Here is a 17982-nt window from a genome sequence, read left to right as displayed (position 1 = left end):
AGGTTTTGTGATGCCAGAAGCTAATCTCAGCGAAACGCTATTCAAACCGCGCTTTAAACACCCTGAAACGTCAACGCTAGTGCGTCGGTTTAGCACTGGCGATACTTCTCGTATGCAGTCTGCGCTTAGCGGAAATAACGTGCCGCATTGGTATCGCATGATTAACCGGCTGATGTGGATCTGGCGCGGCGTAACGCCCCAGGAAATTCTCGACGTGCAAGCGCGCATCGTGATGAGCACCGCCGAACGCACTGACGATGAACTGTACGACACCGTCGTGGGTTATCGCGGTGGTAACTGGATTTACGAATGGTCGTCTCAGGCCATGCTCTGGCAGCAAAAAGCGAACCAGGAGCAGGATGAAACCCTCAGCGGTCGCCACTGGCTGCACGCCTCCAATCTTTACAGCATCGCGGCTTATCCGCATCTTAAAGGCGATGACCTTGCAGAACAGGCGCAGGCGTTGGCTAACCGCGCCTATGAAGAAGCCGCGCAACGCCTGCCGGGCGAAATGCGTGAACTAGAGTTTACGATCCCCGGCGGTTCGCCGATAAAGGGCTTCTTACATATGCCGAAAGGCAACGGCCCATTCCCGACGGTGTTGATGTGTGGCGGGTTGGACGGCTTACAGACCGACTACTACAGCTTGTATGAACACTATTTTGCCCCACTGGGAATTGCGATGCTGACGGTGGATATGCCGTCGATTGGCTTCTCTTCAAAATGGAAGCTCACTCAGGATTCCAGCCTGTTGCATCAACACGTTATCCGCGAACTGCCGCATATTCCGTGGGTTGATCACACGCGTGTGGCGGCGTTTGGTTTCCGTTTCGGCGCGAATATTGCCGTGCGCCTGGCATATCTGGAAGCCCCGCATCTGAAAGCTGTAGCCTGTTTAGGACCGGTGGTTCACGGCTTGCTGAATGATCCCCTGCATCAAGGGCGCGTACCGGAAATGTATCTGGATGTGCTGGCCTCCCGTCTGGGAATGCACGATGCCTCTGACGAAGCGCTGCGCGTGGAGCTTAACCGCTACTCCCTGAAAACTCAGGGGCTGCTGGGCCGCCGTTGTCCAACTCCGATGCTTTCTGGTTTCTGGAATAACGATCCATTTAGCCCGGAAGAAGAGTCACGGTTAATTGTTTCGTCATCGGCGCAAGGGAAACTGATGCCGATCCCGTTTAATCCGGTGTATCGCAACTTTGACAAAGCGCTGAAAGAAATTGCCGAGTGGATCAATAATAGATTTTGTTAATATATTGCTAAATTCTATTGATTTGGTAAAACAGTTGCATCACTAAAGGAGATCGCAATGACGTTACCGAGTGGACACCCGAAGAGTAGACTGATCAAGAAATTTGCTGCGCTTGGCCCCTATATTCGCGAAGAACAGTGTGAAGATAACCGCTTTTTTTTCGACTGTTTAGCCGTTTGCGTTAACGTAAAACCCGCGCCGGAGAAGCGTGAGTTCTGGGGCTGGTGGATGGAAATGGAAGCCGAAGCGCATCGCTTTACCTACAGCTACCAATTCGGTCTGTTTGATAAAGATGGCAAATGGCAGGCTATAGCCATCAACGATCCTGAAGTGGTTGAGCGTCTGCAACAAACGTTACGCGGTTTTCACGAGCGAGCGAAGGATTTATTGGCAACATTAGAGTTACCGCTGGAACCGGCGGATGGTTTTGCCAACGAAGCCATGAAACGTACGGCATAAACACAAAATCCTTCATGCAGCCTGGCCGCATGAAGGATTTTGCGTAATATGGCGAGCATTAATAAAGGCCAGCGTTGCTGGCCTTTATATTACCCTTAGAATTGGTAGGTCATACCAACCGCAACCACGTCATCGGTCATAATCGCCAGACGCTTAGTGACCGCAGACTCGTCAATCAGGTTGATTTTATAATCAACAAACGCTGACATATTTTTGTTGAAATAATAGGTCGCGCCAACATCCACATATTTCATCAGATCCTGATCGCCGATCCCATTATCCAGATCTTTGCCTTTCATCTGCACATAACCCAAAGATGGGCGCAGGCCGAAATCGAATTGATATTGTGCCACGGCTTCGAAGTTCTGCGCTTTATTAGCAAAACCCTGATCTGCGCTGACTAAACCCTTAATTGGCGTCATATTGCGAGTTTCGGTATAAATCATCGCCAGATAAATATTATTGGCGTCATATTTTACACCTGTTCCCCAGGACTCCGCATTCTGACCACCTTTCGCCAGCGATTTTGCCTGCTGTACGGTGGTGCGATCGGAGTTGGTGTAGGCGGCGCTGATAGCGAAATCGCTACCGCCGAAATCGTAGGTCAGGGCGCTACCAAAGCCGTCACCGTTGGCGGTGGCATAGGTGCTACGGTCGTTTTTGCCTTGATATTGCAGGGTTAAATTCAGGCCATCGATGACGCCGAAGAAATCCGTATTGCGGTAGGTTGCCAGGCCGCTGGAGCGCTTGGTCATGAAGTTGTCGGTCTTGCCGGTGGAGTCACCGCCGAATTCTGGGAACATATCGGTCCAGGCTTCAACATCGTACAGCGCACCGAGGTTACGACCATAATCAAAAGAGCCGAAATCTTTTAATTTCAGGCCCGCAAATGCCAGACGCGTTTTCTGAGTTGAGGTACTTTCATCAGTATTACCGGAAAATTCAGATTCCCAACGACCATAGCCGGTCAGTTGGTCATTGATTTTTGTTTCGCCTTTAATACCAAAACGAACGTATGTTTTATCGCCATCGGAACTGGCATCATCGCTCATGTAATGCATTGCTCTTACTTTGCCATAAACGTCCAGTTTATTACTATCCTTGTTATAAACTTCAGCCGCCATAGCTGAAGAAGACGCAATAATACCCATCATCGTTAATGCCAACGTTGTTTTTTGCATTTCTCAATCCCGATTTTTATGTTTTAAATTTGCTGTGAAAGACCACTGTGATAAAACAGGAACGTTTTTATCCCGCGCGTGTTAAAAATTTATGACAATCTCCGAGAAAATATAAAAAATTATGAATACGTTTTTCTGTCATAAAATTGTCAATAATCTCCACTAGGCTGCCTGATCCTGCGCAACAAAACCGCCCGCTTTCAGCGCTGCCTGTTGGCAAGCGGCCTGACTCCTGCTACAACGTCTGCCTGGTATTAAAATTTCCTCTTTATTAACGGCAGAGAATCATGAGTGATAGTCAGACGCTGGTGGTCAAACTGGGCACCAGTGTTTTAACGGGCGGATCGCGCCGCCTGAATCGCGCGCACATTGTTGAACTGGTTCGCCAGTGCGCTCAGCTTCATGCAGCTGGGCACCGAATCGTCATTGTAACGTCAGGAGCGATTGCCGCCGGGCGTGAGCATCTGGGTTACCCTGAACTGCCCGCGACTATCGCCTCCAAACAACTGCTGGCCGCCGTCGGCCAAAGCCGCCTGATTCAACTCTGGGAACAACTGTTCTCTATTTATGGCATCCACGTCGGCCAGATGTTGCTGACCCGCGCGGACATGGAAGACCGTGAACGCTTCCTCAATGCGCGCGATACGCTGCGTGCGCTGCTGGATAACAACATCGTGCCGGTCATTAATGAGAATGACGCCGTCGCCACGGCGGAAATCAAAGTCGGTGATAACGACAACCTCTCCGCGCTGGCGGCTATCCTCGCAGGGGCGGATAAACTGCTGCTGCTGACCGATCAGCAGGGATTATTTACTGCCGATCCGCGCAGCAACCCTGATGCAGAGCTGATTAAAGATGTTCACGGCATCGACGACGCGCTACGTGCCGTCGCTGGGGACAGCGTTTCTGGCCTGGGCACTGGCGGCATGGGCACTAAGTTACAGGCCGCCGACGTGGCTTGCCGCGCGGGTATCGACACCATTATTGCCGCAGGCAGCCTGCCGGGCGTGATTGGTGACGTTATGGCGAATATCTCCGTGGGTACGCGTTTCCATGCCCAGGACACACCGCTTGAGAACCGTAAACGCTGGATTTTCGGCGCGCCACCGGCGGGTGAACTGATTGTCGATGAAGGGGCTACCGCCGCGATTCTGGAACGGGGGAGTTCATTACTTCCAAAAGGCATTAAAAACGTGACAGGCAACTTCTCTCGTGGTGAAGTGATCCGTATTCGCAATCTTGAAGGCCGCGACATCGCCCACGGTGTAAGCCGCTATAACAGCGACGCGCTGCGCCTGATTGCCGGACACCACTCGCAGGAAATTGACGCAATCCTCGGCTATGAGTACGGCCCTGTAGCGGTTCACCGCGATGACATGATCACCCGTTAAGGAGTTCAACATGCTGGAACAAATGGGCATTGCGGCAAAGCAGGCCTCTTACAAACTGGCGCTGTTATCCAGCCGCGAAAAAAATCGGGTTTTGGAAACAATTGCTGATTATCTGGAATCGCAAAGTGACGACATCCTGCGCGCGAATGCTGATGATCTGGCCCAGGCTCGCGAAAGCGGCCTGAGTGAAGCGATGCTTGATCGTCTGGCGCTGACTCCGGCTCGTTTGTCGGCGATCGCCAACGATGTCCGCCAGGTTTGCACATTAGCCGACCCTGTAGGTCAGGTGATTGACGGTGGCCTGCTCGACAGCGGCCTGCGAATTGAACGCCGTCGTGTCCCGCTTGGCGTGATTGGTGTTATTTATGAAGCGCGCCCGAACGTCACCGTTGATGTCGCGGCGCTGTGCCTGAAAACCGGCAACGCGGCGATTCTGCGCGGCGGTAAAGAAACTTATCGCACCAACGCGGCTACGGTCGGCGTTATTCAGCGCGCGTTAAAAGAGTGCGGCCTGCCGGAAGCGGCAGTGCAAGCGATTGAAAGCCCGGATCGTGCGCTGGTCAGTGAAATGCTGCGCATGGACAAATATATCGACATGCTGATCCCTCGCGGGGGCGCGGGGCTGCACAAACTATGCCGCGAGCAGGCGACGATTCCGGTTATCACCGGTGGTATCGGCGTGTGTCATATTTATGTTGATGATACTGCTGAAATTGAACCTGCGTTGAAGATTATCGTTAACGCCAAAACCCAGCGCCCGAGCACCTGCAACACCGTAGAAACTCTGCTGGTAAATCAGGCCATTGCCGACCGTTTCCTGCCAGCCTTAAGCCAACAGATGGCGACCAGTGGCGTAACGTTGCACGGTGATGAAACGGTCATGCAGAAGCTGAAAGGTGCGCCTAACCTGGTCGCGCTGAAGCCGGAAGAGTTGGACAACGAGTTCCTGTCGCTGGATTTGAATGTGGTGGTGGTTCCCGATATGGACGGGGCGATTGCGCATATCCGTGCACACGGCACGCAGCACTCCGACGCCATTCTGACCCGCACATTGAGCAATGCTAACCGTTTCATCAATGAAGTGGATTCTTCTGCAGTGTACGTTAACGCTTCAACCCGCTTTACCGATGGCGGTCAGTTTGGCCTGGGCGCGGAAGTGGCGGTTAGCACGCAGAAATTGCACGCCCGTGGCCCAATGGGGCTGGAAGCATTGACCACTTACAAGTGGATAGGCTTCGGCGAAGATACCATTCGTGCGTAATTAATCGCGAGCGATGCAAAAATAGGCGGTTGATTAACCTGACTATTGACGCATCGCTCGGTTAGTTTTAACCTTCTACACCGTGATTCACACTCGTGAGCACTTCTTGCAGGGCCGATATAGCTCAGTTGGTAGAGCAGCGCATTCGTAATGCGAAGGTCGTAGGTTCGACTCCTATTATCGGCACCATTTCAAACTCTTCCCAAGTCTACCGAAATCAACTAAAAGCCCGTATACTGCGGTTCATGGCCCGTATCTTATCTCCTGTTATCAACTGGACTCAACCGAAATCAAGTCACAGTTGGGGGCATAAGTGGGGGCATTCTGTGTTCGGTCCAGGGAGATGCCCCCAATGAAACTTAATGCGAGACAGGTAGACGCAGCTAAACCCAGAGAGAAAGCCTATAAGCTGGCAGATGGTGCTGGTTTGTATCTTGAGGTTGTTCCCTCTGGTTCCAGATACTGGCGGATGAAGTATCGCTTCAATGGAAAAGAGAAACGTCTGGCTTTCGGTGTCTATCCAGCAGTGTCGCTTGCGCAAGCAAGAGCACTGCGTGACGACGCCAAGAAAAAGCTGGCTGAGGGTATCGATCCATCTTTTGCCAAGAAAGAAGAAAAGCTGGTTCGCGATGTGCAACTCAACAACACGTTTCAGTCTGTGGCACTTGAGTGGCACGGTACGAAAGTGAGTAGGTGGTCAGAAGGCTATGCCTCCGACATTATCGAAGCTTTCAATAAAGATATTTTCCCCTATATCGGCCAACTTCCGGTGAATGAAATCAAACCACTGGTTCTGCTGAATGTGCTGCGTCGAATGGAAAGCCGTGGCGCGACAGAGAAGGCTAAGAAGGTTCGCCAGCGCTGCAGCGAAGTCTTTCGTTACGCCATCGTTACCGGTCGTGCGGAATACAATCCTGCGGCGGATCTAACCAGCGCGATGTCAGGACATGAATCGAAGCATTATCCCTTCCTTACAGTTGAGGAGTTACCAGACTTCTTTAAAGCTCTCTCTGGCTATACAGGCAGCCCGTTAGTTGTTCTTGCCGCTCGTTTGCTGATCCTTACGGGAGTTCGTACCGGCGAGCTCCGAGGTGCTTTCTGGAGTGAATTTGATCTTGAGAAAGCGGTGTGGGAAATTCCTGCCGACCGAATGAAGATGAAACGGCCTCACCTTGTCCCCCTCTCTACCCAAGCGCTGGAAATCGTACAGCAACTCAAAGTGATGTCAGGGCAATATCCACTGGTGTTCCCGGGACGTAATGATCCCCGCAAGACGATGAGTGAAGCGAGTATTAATCAGGTATTCAAACGGATTGGGTATACGGGGAAGGTAACGGGGCATGGTTTCCGTCACACGATGAGTACGATTTTGCACGAGGAAGGGTTCAATACGGCATGGATTGAAACCCAGCTTGCGCATGTCGATAAGAATGCGATTCGTGGGACGTACAACCATGCGTTGTATCTGGAAGGGCGGAGGGAGATGATGCAGTGGTATGCGGATTACATTGATAACATTGGTAAATTTAATCTAATCATAGCATCATAATTTCACCTAAAAACTTAGCTACTTATTCGTTAGATAGAATGAAAACACAAGCTGAACTCCTCCAAACGGAGGGGTTCAATAACAGAAAATTTCTTTTTTTTACTGAGTTGCATTTACTCTTGCTTCAGAAAGGTTAGATCTGCGTATTACGGCACTGCTTAGTACCAGAAGCGAAGGTTACCCATACCACATTGTATTAATTAATGTGGGACAGGTTACTGCTAAACTAAGAGTTTACTGACTATGGCTGGTTGTGTAAGGGCGACAATCAGAGGCCAGATGCAGCGTGGGCAGAAAGAGAAAACATCTTCAATGTCTTACTCTGTACGAGGGCAAGATGGAACACTTTTCCGCTGAGCAATTCAGACGAACTCTTTTATAGTTATGAGTAAGTTATGCACCTTTTAGTGGCACACTATGTGTGTGAATTGTACAATGTATGTTCACATGTATAGACGTCGAGATAAGAAATGCAAGAATTTTGGAAACTCTTTGGCAGCGAACCTTTCGTAGCTATCGCTTGGATCTGTACCGTTGCCAGTTGCATATATGCCTTTGTACAAAAAAGCAACGTGACCAAGATTGAACAGAAATTCAGGGACCTACACATTACACATAGTGACCTAAAATTTCAAAATAATACTCTTAAACAGAAAGTTGAGACTCTAGAAATCTCTAACAATGAATTAAATGTTCAGAATACAATTCTACAACAGAAAATAATAAATACCGAAAAAAATGATATTCATGATAATTATCAAGAAGTGCATCAACACGGAAAAAATAATTTTAACCAAGGTGTAATTAAAGGCGACTTTATTTACAATAAATAATTTTTCTGGGCTTACCTATGTATGAAACAAGATTTGACATTCATAACATTGAAGGTGACTTCTACAATGTGGAAACTTCAGAAAATAATGTTGATTCTATTATCAATGTTATAATTGGAGATATTGCATCAGCTAAAGTTAATATCGACCGAAGTGATCGTTCTTTCCCTGCTAATGTTGCTAAAAAAATAGAACACAATATGCTTAATAGCAAGCGTCGTATAGTTTTGCAATACAAATCTTACTCCTCTCATATTGAAAGAGCCTACACTCTTGCAGAACAAAATATAATAAATGGTAAACAATCAGCTATGGAGTTATTAAATGGAATGTACTGTAATTCATTAGATAAGTATGAGATCGATTCTTTTGAACCAGACATAACAAAAGTACGACAGCATGCTGACGACATAATCAGTGATGTAATTAAACAACTGAGGAAATTCGTTTATAGTTCAGCAAATGTCACTCAATACAAAGAGCAAGTGGAAATTGGCTTAAATGTTGTCGTTGCGCATGCCTTTGTAGAGTGCTGTGTCTTGGAGAATCCAAATAATGCTACCAACTAAAGGATCTCATCCAGAGATGAACGTGCTCTACATCGGTGGATTCATTCTGAAGCAGCTACAAGAATGCAAAAGAGGGCGTATAAAGATCACTCAACTAATGAAAACTGGGGAAAAAGAGCTTTCTGTTTCTGTAGACCATATAATTTTAGCGCTGGACTGGTTGTATATAATTTCAGCTATTAGCTACGATCGGAACGAGGTTTTTATTAATGAAGTTGCTTAGGTTTTTATTGGAGATAGATGGAAAAGAAATACGCTCGATACCGTTTTTCGAGAATTTAAATATAATAACAAGTAAAAAGGAGTCTGATGACCCTGGTAATAGTGTTGGTAAATCTACGTTGGGAAGGATTCTGGACTATTTGTTTGATGGCTCAATTAAGCCTATCTATATTGATGAAGAGTTTCAAACACCTAAAAAAGAAATTGAACAACTTTTCACTAGAAATGAAGTGCACGTATCATTAGAATATTTAGGTTTAGACAACCAGTATAGTATTATTAAGCGTAGGCTCTCTACTAATGTAGACTTGCAAAGTTATATTTTAAACGGGAGAGAAGTAACAAGTAAAGAATATATCCATCATATCATGGGTAGTGTTTTTAATGTTAGCTCTGCTAAACCAACGCTTAGAAAACTCGCTCCAAAATTCTTTAGAACAACGCAACACCGTATGACAAAAACAGTTAACTTTGACAATGGCAGGAATGTTTCCAAGTCAGATGTTAGTACTGTTTTTCTATATTTGTTTAACTTTAATGACACTGAAATACTTACCAAAATACATAAACTAAAGACTGCTATAAAAGGTTATGAAAGAAACCTTAAAGCGTTTAATAGTGTTATTTCTCAAGATAAGATTGTTAGTTCGATAACCCATATGAGACGAGAACTTTCTAAGTTGGAGAGGTCTCTTTTATCGTCTGAAAAAGGAATCGATAAGCTAGAAATAGTCTCTAAAATTAATAGGGTAGATGATGAGCAGAATGCCTTGTCTGATGAAATATTGTCGTTAGATTTAAAAATAAAAAACATCCTAGAAACTAATGAAATACTTAAGAGTAATGAACAAGTTCATTTGTTAGATGAATTACAGGCAATTTATGAATACGCATCAGTTAAGATAGAATCTACCCTTCAGGATTACCGGCAAGCACTTGCGTTCCACGCACATCTTCTAAGTACTAAGCGTGAATTTGTTTCTCATGGGTTGGATAAGCTTCAAGCTGAACATGAAAAAGCAACGGTTAAGTTCGGTCAGTTAAAAAATCAGAAGCAGAGTCTTTTCGATGAGCTTAAATCTAAAAAGAAAATAGAAGAGATTTCTGATGCAATGAAGGAAATCGGTAAACTAGATAAAGAATTAGCCAAGCTGACAGCCATAATTGACAAAAAAGATGATATTGATTCAAAGTTGGCTATAGAAAGGCAAAGCTTAACTGAATTATCAGGGCAGCTGGAGTCTGAACTTACTTGCGTAACCTCTTTCGAAGATAAATTCATAGATAATTTCAAAGAATACACTCGTGATTTTTATGGTGTTGAGTACAAATTCAGTCTCAATTTAGATCAAGAAAAGGGCGAATGTACCCCACATGTAGATGATGTGGAGTCAAATAACGAAGGTGGGTTAAAGAGACTTGAGGTTGTTACTTTCGATCTAGCATATATCAAGACCGTTTGTGATAAAAAAGCTTTGAGACCTAACTTTGTACTACACGATTCTATTGATGAAATCGATATTAAACACGTTCGCAAAATTTTTGATGGGTCGATTAAATTGTCAGGGCAACATATTGTATCTATGCTGTCTGATAAATTAATAAAAGAAGATTACCAGAAATATAATCGTTATATTATTCTTGAATTATCTCAAGATAATAAATTTTTTAAGCTTTAATTCTGCAGGCTGCTAAGTTAGCAGCCGTTCTTCTGGAATGTTGCTCCTTATAAACCAATTGCGAAAATTAATAATCAGCATGTTGGTGTTCATATTTTTACACTTAGTGTGTTGAGTGTTAAAATTAAAGGAGGGTTTTTTGAATTATCCCTCCTATGTAAATGATTACAAAGTTCAACTATACAGATCATTTAACTGCGGTAATTTGAAGAAATATGATTCATCTGTGTTTTTAAAGTCCCCAGATGCATTTTCTCTGAGAGATGAGTTAATAAGAATGCAACAATTCTCAGCTCTGGTTATACCAACGTAGTGGAGGTTAAGTTCTTGTTTAAGCGTCGGGTATAGAGGTGTGTATCTGTCTTCGCTGTTATATTCTCTAAATGGGAAGGACCATTCATCTAAATCTAAGTGAAATACTAATTTGAATTCCAGACCTTTAGATTTATGAAGGGTCATTACTTGTATCTCATTATCATCTAATGGTTTGAATTGTTTGACTAAAATATCGTCTGAGATTGTTCTTATTACAGCCCCATCAGTATGTTCTGTTGAATTTATCCCTAAAATATATGCAATATCATGAAACTTATGTATTAAATCTTCATTTGTTAATTCATTTCTAATTGTTTTTATTTTTTTTCTTAGTAAGAGCAGAGTGTTATCATCTACTATAACCCCATCAAAAACTTTGTTAATAAAATCTTGTGCTGTACTTATAGAGCCGTACTTGTATGCTAACAGATCTTTGTATAGATCTGAGCAATCAGTACCAATTTTATCTAGAGGTGTGTCAACATAAAGCCTGAAGTTTAAGTTTAATCCAGAGCAGAATAATGTTAGTGATTTTTCTTTTCTTGCTAAAATTGCTATTTGATTTGCTTTTTCTAACTTCCATTCGCCACTACTCAGCCATCCTGAAATCCAGGAGGAAATCGTAACAGCAGCATCTTTAAGATTTCCATTAAGTCGTCTCCTAAATACTCTTATCTCATCCGCAGGTAGTAAAACATAGGATGGTTCAAGCAATCTTGAAGCATAATTGCTTATTGATGGGTGGCATCTATGGTTGAAATTTATCTCAAAATGCTTAAAGCATTCTGTATTACTTACCAATTCTAAAAGAAGCTCCGAATTCCCTCCTCTAAATTCATAGATTGATTGCCGAACATCACCAACAGCAATGGAGCATAAGCCAAGTTCGTTTATTTTTAGAAATAGCTCATGCTGAGATAAAGATGAATCTTGATACTCATCTATGAATATATGGCTATATCTTGCTTTGATATACCGCTTCGCAGCAGATGATTCATTAATTATTTTTAATGCTAAGGCCGAGAATGACCCCATCCAAAGTATTCCCTCATCGTATAGTTTTTTATATCCAGGGTCCTCATTGATATTAATAACTGATGGTGTGCCAGAAAAATTGCTTTCTATGAAATGGTTATATGGAGATTCCAATTTCTTTAAGACTTTGCATTCTGTTGGTGTTCCTCCCCATACCCTTGAAAGAAATGGAATAATTATTTCCTTTAAGCAAAAACTATCAATAGTACCAAAGAAACTATGTTTTACATTGTGTCCTTCAGCCTTGCATCTACGTTCCAGTTCTGAACTTGCTTTCTTTGTGAATGTAATTGCAATGACCCCTTTATGCTCTGGAAGACAGTCGGTAATATTTCTGATTTTTTCTTTTATAACCGTAGTCTTACCGCTTCCCGGACATGCTGTTATTACCATGCTTCCGGTGTAGTCAATGGCTAATGTTTGCTGAGGTGTTGGTGAGAAAGTACTCATTTCATTCACCTCTAATTATTTTTACAAGATGGTTTAACGGTTTAATTAATTCACCGGCATTAAGTTTGTGAAGGTCTGTTTTTATATCTTTAAGAAGTTCACGCATTCTTAATGCTTTTTTCTTTTGTAAGTACTCTATCGCACCTTGGTCATTTTTCTTACCTAAAGCGTTTAAAATTGGTGCGCTTAATTCTCCTACCAGATCAGTTTCTAAATCAACTTTGGATAAATATACCCCGCATTTATTTATTTCTTCAGAAACTGTTTGCCAATCACCGCTGGTCAGAGTATCTATAGGTAATATTTGTATGTCGCTATGTTCAAACTTTTCCAAACCGGCTATATCTAAACATCGGTTTATACCTGAATATTGCCACTTGTCTTGATCTTTAAGTTTAGATATATCGTTATCCGTTCGCATTACCCATGGGATCTCTAAAGCATCTAGTATAGCTACGTAAATCTTAAATGATATTCCGTCCACTGAAACCAGTGAAATATTTAAATAATCAAAATCTATGTTTAAATTTTCGGCTAAAGAATGGTAGAATAAAACTTCTGATGGTCCTTCGATTAAGAAAACTCCATTTGAAAAAAACGATTCTGCTGGCAATATACTCATCCGATAGCTCATTCCTTCCCAGCCATCCGAAATATCTTTAGAACACCCTTCACTTGCGGCTACTGTGTGTCCAGCACGGTCAAGCAACCTTATTACTGAGCCTGGTTCAAAGTTTACAGCTATTTGTGGTGAGTGGGATGAAATGATCGTTTGACCTGGAAGTTCTGATATCAAATAATCAGCCAGTTTTCTTTGTTGGTGAGGATGTAGGTGTGCTTCAGGTTCTTCGATAACATAGAAGATAACCTCGTTCTCGATATCATGTTCCTTAATACTTTTCGCTTTCCATAATGCTAATAATATTTGATTGTTTCGCCCGTCTCCTCCAAGCATAACATTAGAACCATTTGTATTAGCTCCAAGCTGTAGGTTGTCAATAAAGTCATTTATTCCAATTGCCCCAGTATCTAGTTGCACAGAATACTCTGAGTAATGATGCGCAAGTTTTTTTAACTCATCGTTGACATCTTTTGTAGCTCTTTCTACATATATAAGTTGAGATATTTTATCATTAATAGACTGTAAATCTATACTTATCTCTCCTAACAAATCGTCATCTTCTTCTCTTTCTTCAGAGTTCAATGATTGCTGTGCGATTTTTAATAGTTGTCTTTTTTCTTTACGAATAAATCTCTCTAAATCTCGTTGTGATTGAATATATTTTAAATTAACGAATTTAAGATAATAGCGAGAGTTGATTTCTTGTAAAGACTCTAAAGACTCACCAATGAAAAGTTTATAGCTGAGATCGGATTTTTGTGCAATGTACTTAATGAACGATTCACCTGAGTCACTGACATTCCCTTTCAAAATTGAAAGTACTGCATCTTCATTGATATCTTTAAAATGAATAATAATTTCAAATTCTTCACATGATTTTCCATTTTCTAAATGAAAGTCAAGTTCATTTGGTTCAATTTCTGAATCTGATATACTTTTATCTAATAGCATTCTTAGCGAATGCAACATATTACTTTTGCCAACATCATTGGCACCGATGACCAGAGTATTTGAGTTAAAATTGATGTGTGCATCTTTAAAGTTTCTAAAACCTTTGAGTTTCAGAGATGATATTTCCAACTTAAAATCCCTCTTTAAAGTAAAAAATCTATTTCATGATGAGGTATCACGTAAACTATGCAACCGAATTTTGCTCATTTTTTGCGGAAGATCTATTAGTTGATTTGGTTAAACGAAGGGACTACTATCATGTTAAATATATGATTTACCATATTCAATGCATCTATTCTTTAAGCAACACAATTTCAAGGCTTCGTTAAATTTGATGAAAATCATAGCATTACAACTCTTCAAAAACCTCTCCGATGAAACCCGTTTGGGCATCGTGTTGCTGCTCAGAGAGATGGGAGAGCTGTGCGTGTGCGACCTTTGCACTGCGCTAGAACAGTCACAGCCCAAGATCTCCCGCCACCTTGCAATGCTTCGGGAGAGTGGCCTATTGCTGGATCGCAAGCAGGGGAAATGGGTTCACTACCGCTTATCCCCGCATATTCCTTCCTGGGCTGCTCAGGTGATTGAGCAGGCCTGGTTAAGCCAACAGGACGACGTTCAGGCCATCGCCCGTAAGCTGGCATCGGCCAACTGCTCTGGCAGCGGTAAGGCTGTTTGTATCTAAAAATTTTGCCTGTACATATATGTTTTTACGAATGTGAGGTGTTAAAGATGAAAACGTTAACGGTGTTTGATCCGGCGATGTGCTGCAGTACCGGCGTTTGTGGCTCAGATGTCGATCAGGTTCTGGTCGATTTTTCTGCTGATGTTCAATGGCTGAAAGGACGTGGTGTACAGGTTGAACGTTACAACTTGGCGCAACAGCCGATGAGCTTCGTTGAGAACGAAAAAGCGAAAGCATTCCTTGAAGCTTCTGGAGCCGAAGGGCTTCCACTGCTGTTACTGGATGGTGAAACGGTGATGGCCGGGCGATACCCAAAACGCGCAGAACTGGCTCGCTGGTTTGGTATACCGCTGGAAAAGGTGGGGTTAGCTTCTACCAGCTGCTGTAGTGGTAAAACTTCCTGTTGTTGAGTATGTCAGGAGGACATATGAAATTCTTACAGAATATCCCGCCTTACCTGTTTTTTACCGGTAAGGGAGGTGTAGGAAAAACTTCGATTTCCTGCGCAACGGCTATACGTCTGGCTGAACTGGGAAAGCGTGTTCTGCTTGTCAGTACCGACCCGGCTTCTAACGTCGGTCAGGTATTCGATCAGACTATCGGTAACACTATTCAGCCCGTGACTGCTGTGCCTGGTCTTTCGGCTCTGGAGATTGACCCGCAGGAAGCCGCCCAGCAATACCGCGACAGAATCGTTGACCCAATTAAAGGTCTTCTACCTGATGATGTCGTCACCAGTATCAGCGAGCAGCTGTCGGGGGCATGTACGACAGAGATTGCGGCATTCGACGAATTCACGGGCTTACTGACCGACGCTTCTCTGCTAACCCGCTTCGATCACATCATTTTTGATACTGCCCCAACGGGCCACACTATTCGCCTTCTTCAGCTTCCCGGAGCCTGGAGCAGCTTCATCGAAAGTAACCCAGATGGTGCTTCCTGTCTTGGGCCGATGGCGGGGCTGGAAAAGCAGCGTGAGCAGTATGCTCATGCGGTAGAGGCGTTATCCGATCCTGAAAGTACCCGCCTGGTTCTGGTTGCACGACTGCAAAAATCTACGCTGCAGGAAGTCGCCCGCACCCATGAAGAACTCGCCGCAATTGGCCTGAAAAACCAGTACCTGGTTATTAATGGTGTGCTGCCTAAAACCGAAGCTGAACGTGACGCCCTGGCCGCTACAATATGGCAACGGGAACAAGAGGCGCTGGCAAATCTTCCTGCTGGGTTATCTGGCTTGCCGACAGATACACTATTCCTTCAACCGCTGAACATGGTTGGTGTGTCCGCATTGAAAGGCCTGCTCAACGAACACGCTGAGATAACATCGCTTCCTGAACAAAGCATACCGAACAAGCCAGAGAATATGTCGTTGTCTGTCCTGGTTGATGATATCGCCCGCAGTGAACACGGTTTGATTATGCTGATGGGTAAAGGTGGTGTGGGTAAAACCACAATGGCTGCGGCTATCGCCGTTAGTCTGGCGGATAAGGGTTTTGATGTGCATCTCACCACCTCCGATCCTGCTGCACATCTCAGTACAACGCTCAATGGCAGCCTCAAAAATCTGCAGGTCAGCCGAATCAACCCTCACGATGAAACTGAACGCTATCGTCAGCATGTTCTTGAGACGAAAGGCAGGGATCTGGATGAGGCAGGGAAACGGCTGCTCGAAGAGGATTTACGTTCTCCTTGCACAGAAGAGATTGCGGTGTTCCAGGCGTTCTCACGCGTAATCCGTGAAGCAGGCAAACGGTTTGTGATCATGGATACGGCACCTACCGGGCATACGCTATTACTGCTTGATGCTACCGGGGCTTATCACCGTGAGATTGCCCGGAAGATGGGGGATAAAGGTCATTTTACCACTCCGATGATGCAGCTTCAGGACCCGGAACGTACCAAAGTCTTGCTGGTCACTCTGCCTGAAACCACACCTGTACTGGAAGCGGCAAACCTGCAGTACGATCTTGAACGTGCGGGGATTCATCCCTGGGGCTGGATTATCAATAACAGCCTTTCGATTGCACAGACGCATTCACCACTACTTTGCCAGCGCGCCCGACAAGAGCTTCCTCAAATCGAGGCTGTGAAGAACCAGCATGTAAGCCGCATTGCGTTAGTACCGGTAATGGCTGCTGAACCCACTGGCATCGAGAAACTCAGAGAGCTGGCCGTTTAATTTTTTTGTATATACAGGGCGGCAGAGCCGTCCTGTCTGGAGGATTTATGTTACTGGCAGGCGCTATTTTTGTCCTGACCATCGTTTTGGTTATCTGGCAACCGAAGGGATTAGGGATCGGCTGGAGTGCGACACTGGGCGCAGTACTGGCGTTGATCTCTGGCGTAGTCCATTTTGGTGATATCCCTGTAGTGTGGAATATTGTCTGGAATGCGACGGCGACCTTTATTGCCGTGATTATTATCAGCCTTCTGCTCGATGAATCGGGTTTTTTCGAATGGGCAGCGCTGCACGTTTCCCGCTGGGGTAGCGGTCGTGGACGTTTGCTCTTTACGTATATCGTTCTGCTCGGTGCGGCGGTGGCGGCACTGTTTGCCAACGATGGTGCGGCACTTATTCTGACGCCGATAGTCATCGCCATGCTGTTGGCATTAGGGTTCAGCAAAGGCACCACGCTGGCATTTGTCATGGCTGCCGGTTTTATTGCCGATACGGCCAGCCTGCCGCTTATCGTGTCGAACCTGGTGAATATAGTCTCGGCGGACTTCTTTGGACTGGGCTTCACTGAGTATGCGTCGGTAATGGTGCCGGTGGATATTGCCGCTATTATCGCCACGCTGGTGATGCTGCATCTGTTCTTCCGCAAAGATATTCCACCGACTTACGACCTGGCTCTCCTGAAAGCACCGGCAAAGGCGATTAAAGATCTGGCAACCTTCAGAACTGGCTGGATAGTGTTGATCCTTCTTCTGGTTGGTTTTTTCGTCCTTGAGCCGTTGGGTATCCCGGTCAGCGCGATTGCTGCTGTAGGGGCTGTCATTCTGTTTGCGGTGGCGAAGCGAGGCCATGCCATTAACACTGGCAAAGTGCTTCGCGGTGCGCCATGGCAGATCGTCATATTCTCTCTGGGAATGTATCTGGTGGTCTATGGTCTGCGTAATGCCGGACTAACAGAATACCTCTCCGGTGTGTTGAACGTGCTGGCAGATAAAGGACTTTGGGCCGCGACGTTTGGTACCGGCTTCCTGACGGCTTTCCTGTCTTCCATCATGAACAATATGCCTACCGTGCTGGTTGGTGCTCTCTCTATTGATGGCAGCACCGCAACAGGCGTTATCAAAGAGGCGATGATTTATGCCAACGTGATTGGCTGCGATCTGGGACCGAAAATTACACCTATTGGTAGCCTGGCAACGCTGCTCTGGCTGCATGTCCTTTCACAGAAGAACATGACCATCACCTGGGGATACTATTTCCGTACCGGGATCGTCATGACTCTGCCTGTGCTGTTTGTAACGCTGGCCGCGCTGGCGCTACGTCTCTCTTTCACTTTGTAATGAGATACT

Annotated in this window: 16 protein-coding genes and 1 tRNA gene; 14 read left to right on the top strand and 3 right to left on the bottom strand. The window is 44.9% G+C overall.

What is annotated here, in order from left to right; genetic code table 11:
* Positions 1-10: 10 nt before the first annotated feature.
* Complete coding sequence (frsA, locus tag AC6I4B_RS18470) at positions 11-1255, top strand: esterase FrsA (protein WP_497772238.1); 1245 nt, start codon at positions 11-13, stop codon at positions 1253-1255.
* 57 nt (positions 1256-1312) lie between these two features.
* Positions 1313-1714, top strand: a complete 402-nt coding sequence (crl, locus tag AC6I4B_RS18465; RefSeq protein ID WP_497767238.1) for a sigma factor-binding protein Crl — start codon at positions 1313-1315, stop codon at positions 1712-1714.
* Between the two features lie 95 nt (positions 1715-1809).
* On the opposite strand, the gene phoE is transcribed toward crl, so the two are convergent.
* Positions 1810-2895, bottom strand: coding sequence for a phosphoporin PhoE (phoE, locus tag AC6I4B_RS18460; protein WP_497767237.1), 1086 nt, complete (start codon positions 2893-2895; stop codon positions 1810-1812).
* Between the two features lie 287 nt (positions 2896-3182).
* Between phoE and proB the strand changes: the two genes are divergently transcribed.
* The 8 genes from proB (at position 3183) to AC6I4B_RS18420 (ending at position 10399) form a co-directional block, all read left to right on the top strand.
* Positions 3183-4286: a glutamate 5-kinase gene (gene proB, locus AC6I4B_RS18455; RefSeq protein ID WP_497767235.1), complete on the top strand. Its 1104-nt coding sequence runs from the start codon at positions 3183-3185 to the stop codon at positions 4284-4286.
* A gap of 10 nt (positions 4287-4296) precedes the next feature.
* Complete coding sequence (gene proA, locus AC6I4B_RS18450) at positions 4297-5547, top strand: glutamate-5-semialdehyde dehydrogenase (protein ID WP_497767234.1); 1251 nt, start codon at positions 4297-4299, stop codon at positions 5545-5547.
* A 113-nt stretch (positions 5548-5660) separates the two neighbouring features.
* Positions 5661-5736: transfer RNA gene (locus AC6I4B_RS18445), tRNA-Thr, on the top strand.
* A gap of 163 nt (positions 5737-5899) precedes the next feature.
* Positions 5900-7096 (top strand): tyrosine-type recombinase/integrase, encoded by a 1197-nt coding sequence (locus tag AC6I4B_RS18440; RefSeq protein WP_497767232.1) that lies wholly within the window; start codon positions 5900-5902, stop codon positions 7094-7096.
* A gap of 470 nt (positions 7097-7566) precedes the next feature.
* Complete coding sequence (locus AC6I4B_RS18435) at positions 7567-7929, top strand: hypothetical protein (protein WP_039556197.1); 363 nt, start codon at positions 7567-7569, stop codon at positions 7927-7929.
* A gap of 68 nt (positions 7930-7997) precedes the next feature.
* A complete protein-coding gene (locus AC6I4B_RS18430) occupies positions 7998-8498 on the top strand; it encodes an ABC-three component system protein (RefSeq protein ID WP_497767231.1) in 501 nt (166 codons plus the stop codon).
* Entirely contained in the window at positions 8485-8721 is a 237-nt protein-coding gene (locus AC6I4B_RS18425) for an ABC-three component system middle component 6 (RefSeq protein WP_015461032.1), read from the top strand. Before AC6I4B_RS18430 ends, AC6I4B_RS18425 begins: the two co-directional genes overlap by 14 nt.
* Positions 8708-10399 carry a DUF2326 domain-containing protein gene (locus AC6I4B_RS18420; protein WP_497767229.1) on the top strand — a complete coding sequence of 564 codons (1692 nt, stop codon included), beginning with the start codon at positions 8708-8710 and terminating at the stop codon, positions 10397-10399. Before AC6I4B_RS18425 ends, AC6I4B_RS18420 begins: the two co-directional genes overlap by 14 nt.
* Positions 10400-10573: 174 nt before the next feature.
* Here the strand turns inward: AC6I4B_RS18420 and AC6I4B_RS18415 are convergent, their stop codons facing one another.
* Positions 10574-12199 (bottom strand): UvrD-helicase domain-containing protein, encoded by a 1626-nt coding sequence (locus AC6I4B_RS18415; RefSeq protein WP_497767227.1) that lies wholly within the window; start codon positions 12197-12199, stop codon positions 10574-10576.
* A 1-nt stretch (position 12200) separates the two neighbouring features.
* Positions 12201-13901 carry an ATP-dependent nuclease gene (locus tag AC6I4B_RS18410; RefSeq protein WP_497767226.1) on the bottom strand — a complete coding sequence of 567 codons (1701 nt, stop codon included), beginning with the start codon at positions 13899-13901 and terminating at the stop codon, positions 12201-12203.
* A 205-nt stretch (positions 13902-14106) separates the two neighbouring features.
* Here AC6I4B_RS18410 and arsR point away from each other — a divergent pair, with 205 nt between their 5' ends.
* The 4 genes from arsR to arsB are packed head-to-tail and all read left to right on the top strand — an operon-like array spanning position 14107 to position 17973.
* A complete protein-coding gene (gene arsR, locus AC6I4B_RS18405; RefSeq protein WP_039272869.1) occupies positions 14107-14457 on the top strand; it encodes an As(III)-sensing metalloregulatory transcriptional repressor ArsR in 351 nt (116 codons plus the stop codon).
* 47 nt (positions 14458-14504) lie between these two features.
* Positions 14505-14867, top strand: a complete 363-nt coding sequence (arsD, locus tag AC6I4B_RS18400; RefSeq protein WP_497767224.1) for an arsenite efflux transporter metallochaperone ArsD — start codon at positions 14505-14507, stop codon at positions 14865-14867.
* 17 nt (positions 14868-14884) lie between these two features.
* On the top strand, positions 14885-16636 hold the full coding sequence (gene arsA, locus AC6I4B_RS18395; RefSeq protein ID WP_497767222.1) for an arsenite efflux transporter ATPase subunit ArsA: 1752 nt from the start codon (positions 14885-14887) through the stop codon (positions 16634-16636).
* A 47-nt stretch (positions 16637-16683) separates the two neighbouring features.
* Entirely contained in the window at positions 16684-17973 is a 1290-nt protein-coding gene (arsB, locus tag AC6I4B_RS18390; protein ID WP_497767220.1) for an arsenite efflux transporter membrane subunit ArsB, read from the top strand.
* Positions 17974-17982: the final 9 nt, after the last annotated feature.

Source organism: Kluyvera fluvialis (assembly GCF_059725275.1).
This window is presented reverse-complemented; position numbering and strand designations above follow the sequence as displayed.

Bases quoted from the DNA above. Each gene is read 5' to 3' on its own strand.
- proB (WP_497767235.1), top strand. From the start codon at position 3,183: ATGAGTGATAGTCAGACGCTGGTGGTCAAACTGGGCACCAGTGTTTTA.
- AC6I4B_RS18440 (WP_497767232.1), top strand. From the start codon at position 5,900: ATGAAACTTAATGCGAGACAGGTAGACGCAGCTAAACCCAGAGAGAAA.
- phoE (WP_497767237.1), bottom strand. From the start codon at position 2,895: ATGCAAAAAACAACGTTGGCATTAACGATGATGGGTATTATTGCGTCT.
- proA (WP_497767234.1), top strand. From the start codon at position 4,297: ATGCTGGAACAAATGGGCATTGCGGCAAAGCAGGCCTCTTACAAACTG.
- AC6I4B_RS18435 (WP_039556197.1), top strand. From the start codon at position 7,567: ATGCAAGAATTTTGGAAACTCTTTGGCAGCGAACCTTTCGTAGCTATC.
- crl (WP_497767238.1), top strand. From the start codon at position 1,313: ATGACGTTACCGAGTGGACACCCGAAGAGTAGACTGATCAAGAAATTT.
- AC6I4B_RS18420 (WP_497767229.1), top strand. From the start codon at position 8,708: ATGAAGTTGCTTAGGTTTTTATTGGAGATAGATGGAAAAGAAATACGC.
- arsR (WP_039272869.1), top strand. From the start codon at position 14,107: ATGAAAATCATAGCATTACAACTCTTCAAAAACCTCTCCGATGAAACC.
- AC6I4B_RS18415 (WP_497767227.1), bottom strand. From the start codon at position 12,199: ATGAGTACTTTCTCACCAACACCTCAGCAAACATTAGCCATTGACTAC.
- arsB (WP_497767220.1), top strand. From the start codon at position 16,684: ATGTTACTGGCAGGCGCTATTTTTGTCCTGACCATCGTTTTGGTTATC.
- arsA (WP_497767222.1), top strand. From the start codon at position 14,885: ATGAAATTCTTACAGAATATCCCGCCTTACCTGTTTTTTACCGGTAAG.
- AC6I4B_RS18425 (WP_015461032.1), top strand. From the start codon at position 8,485: ATGCTACCAACTAAAGGATCTCATCCAGAGATGAACGTGCTCTACATC.
- arsD (WP_497767224.1), top strand. From the start codon at position 14,505: ATGAAAACGTTAACGGTGTTTGATCCGGCGATGTGCTGCAGTACCGGC.
- frsA (WP_497772238.1), top strand. From the start codon at position 11: ATGCCAGAAGCTAATCTCAGCGAAACGCTATTCAAACCGCGCTTTAAA.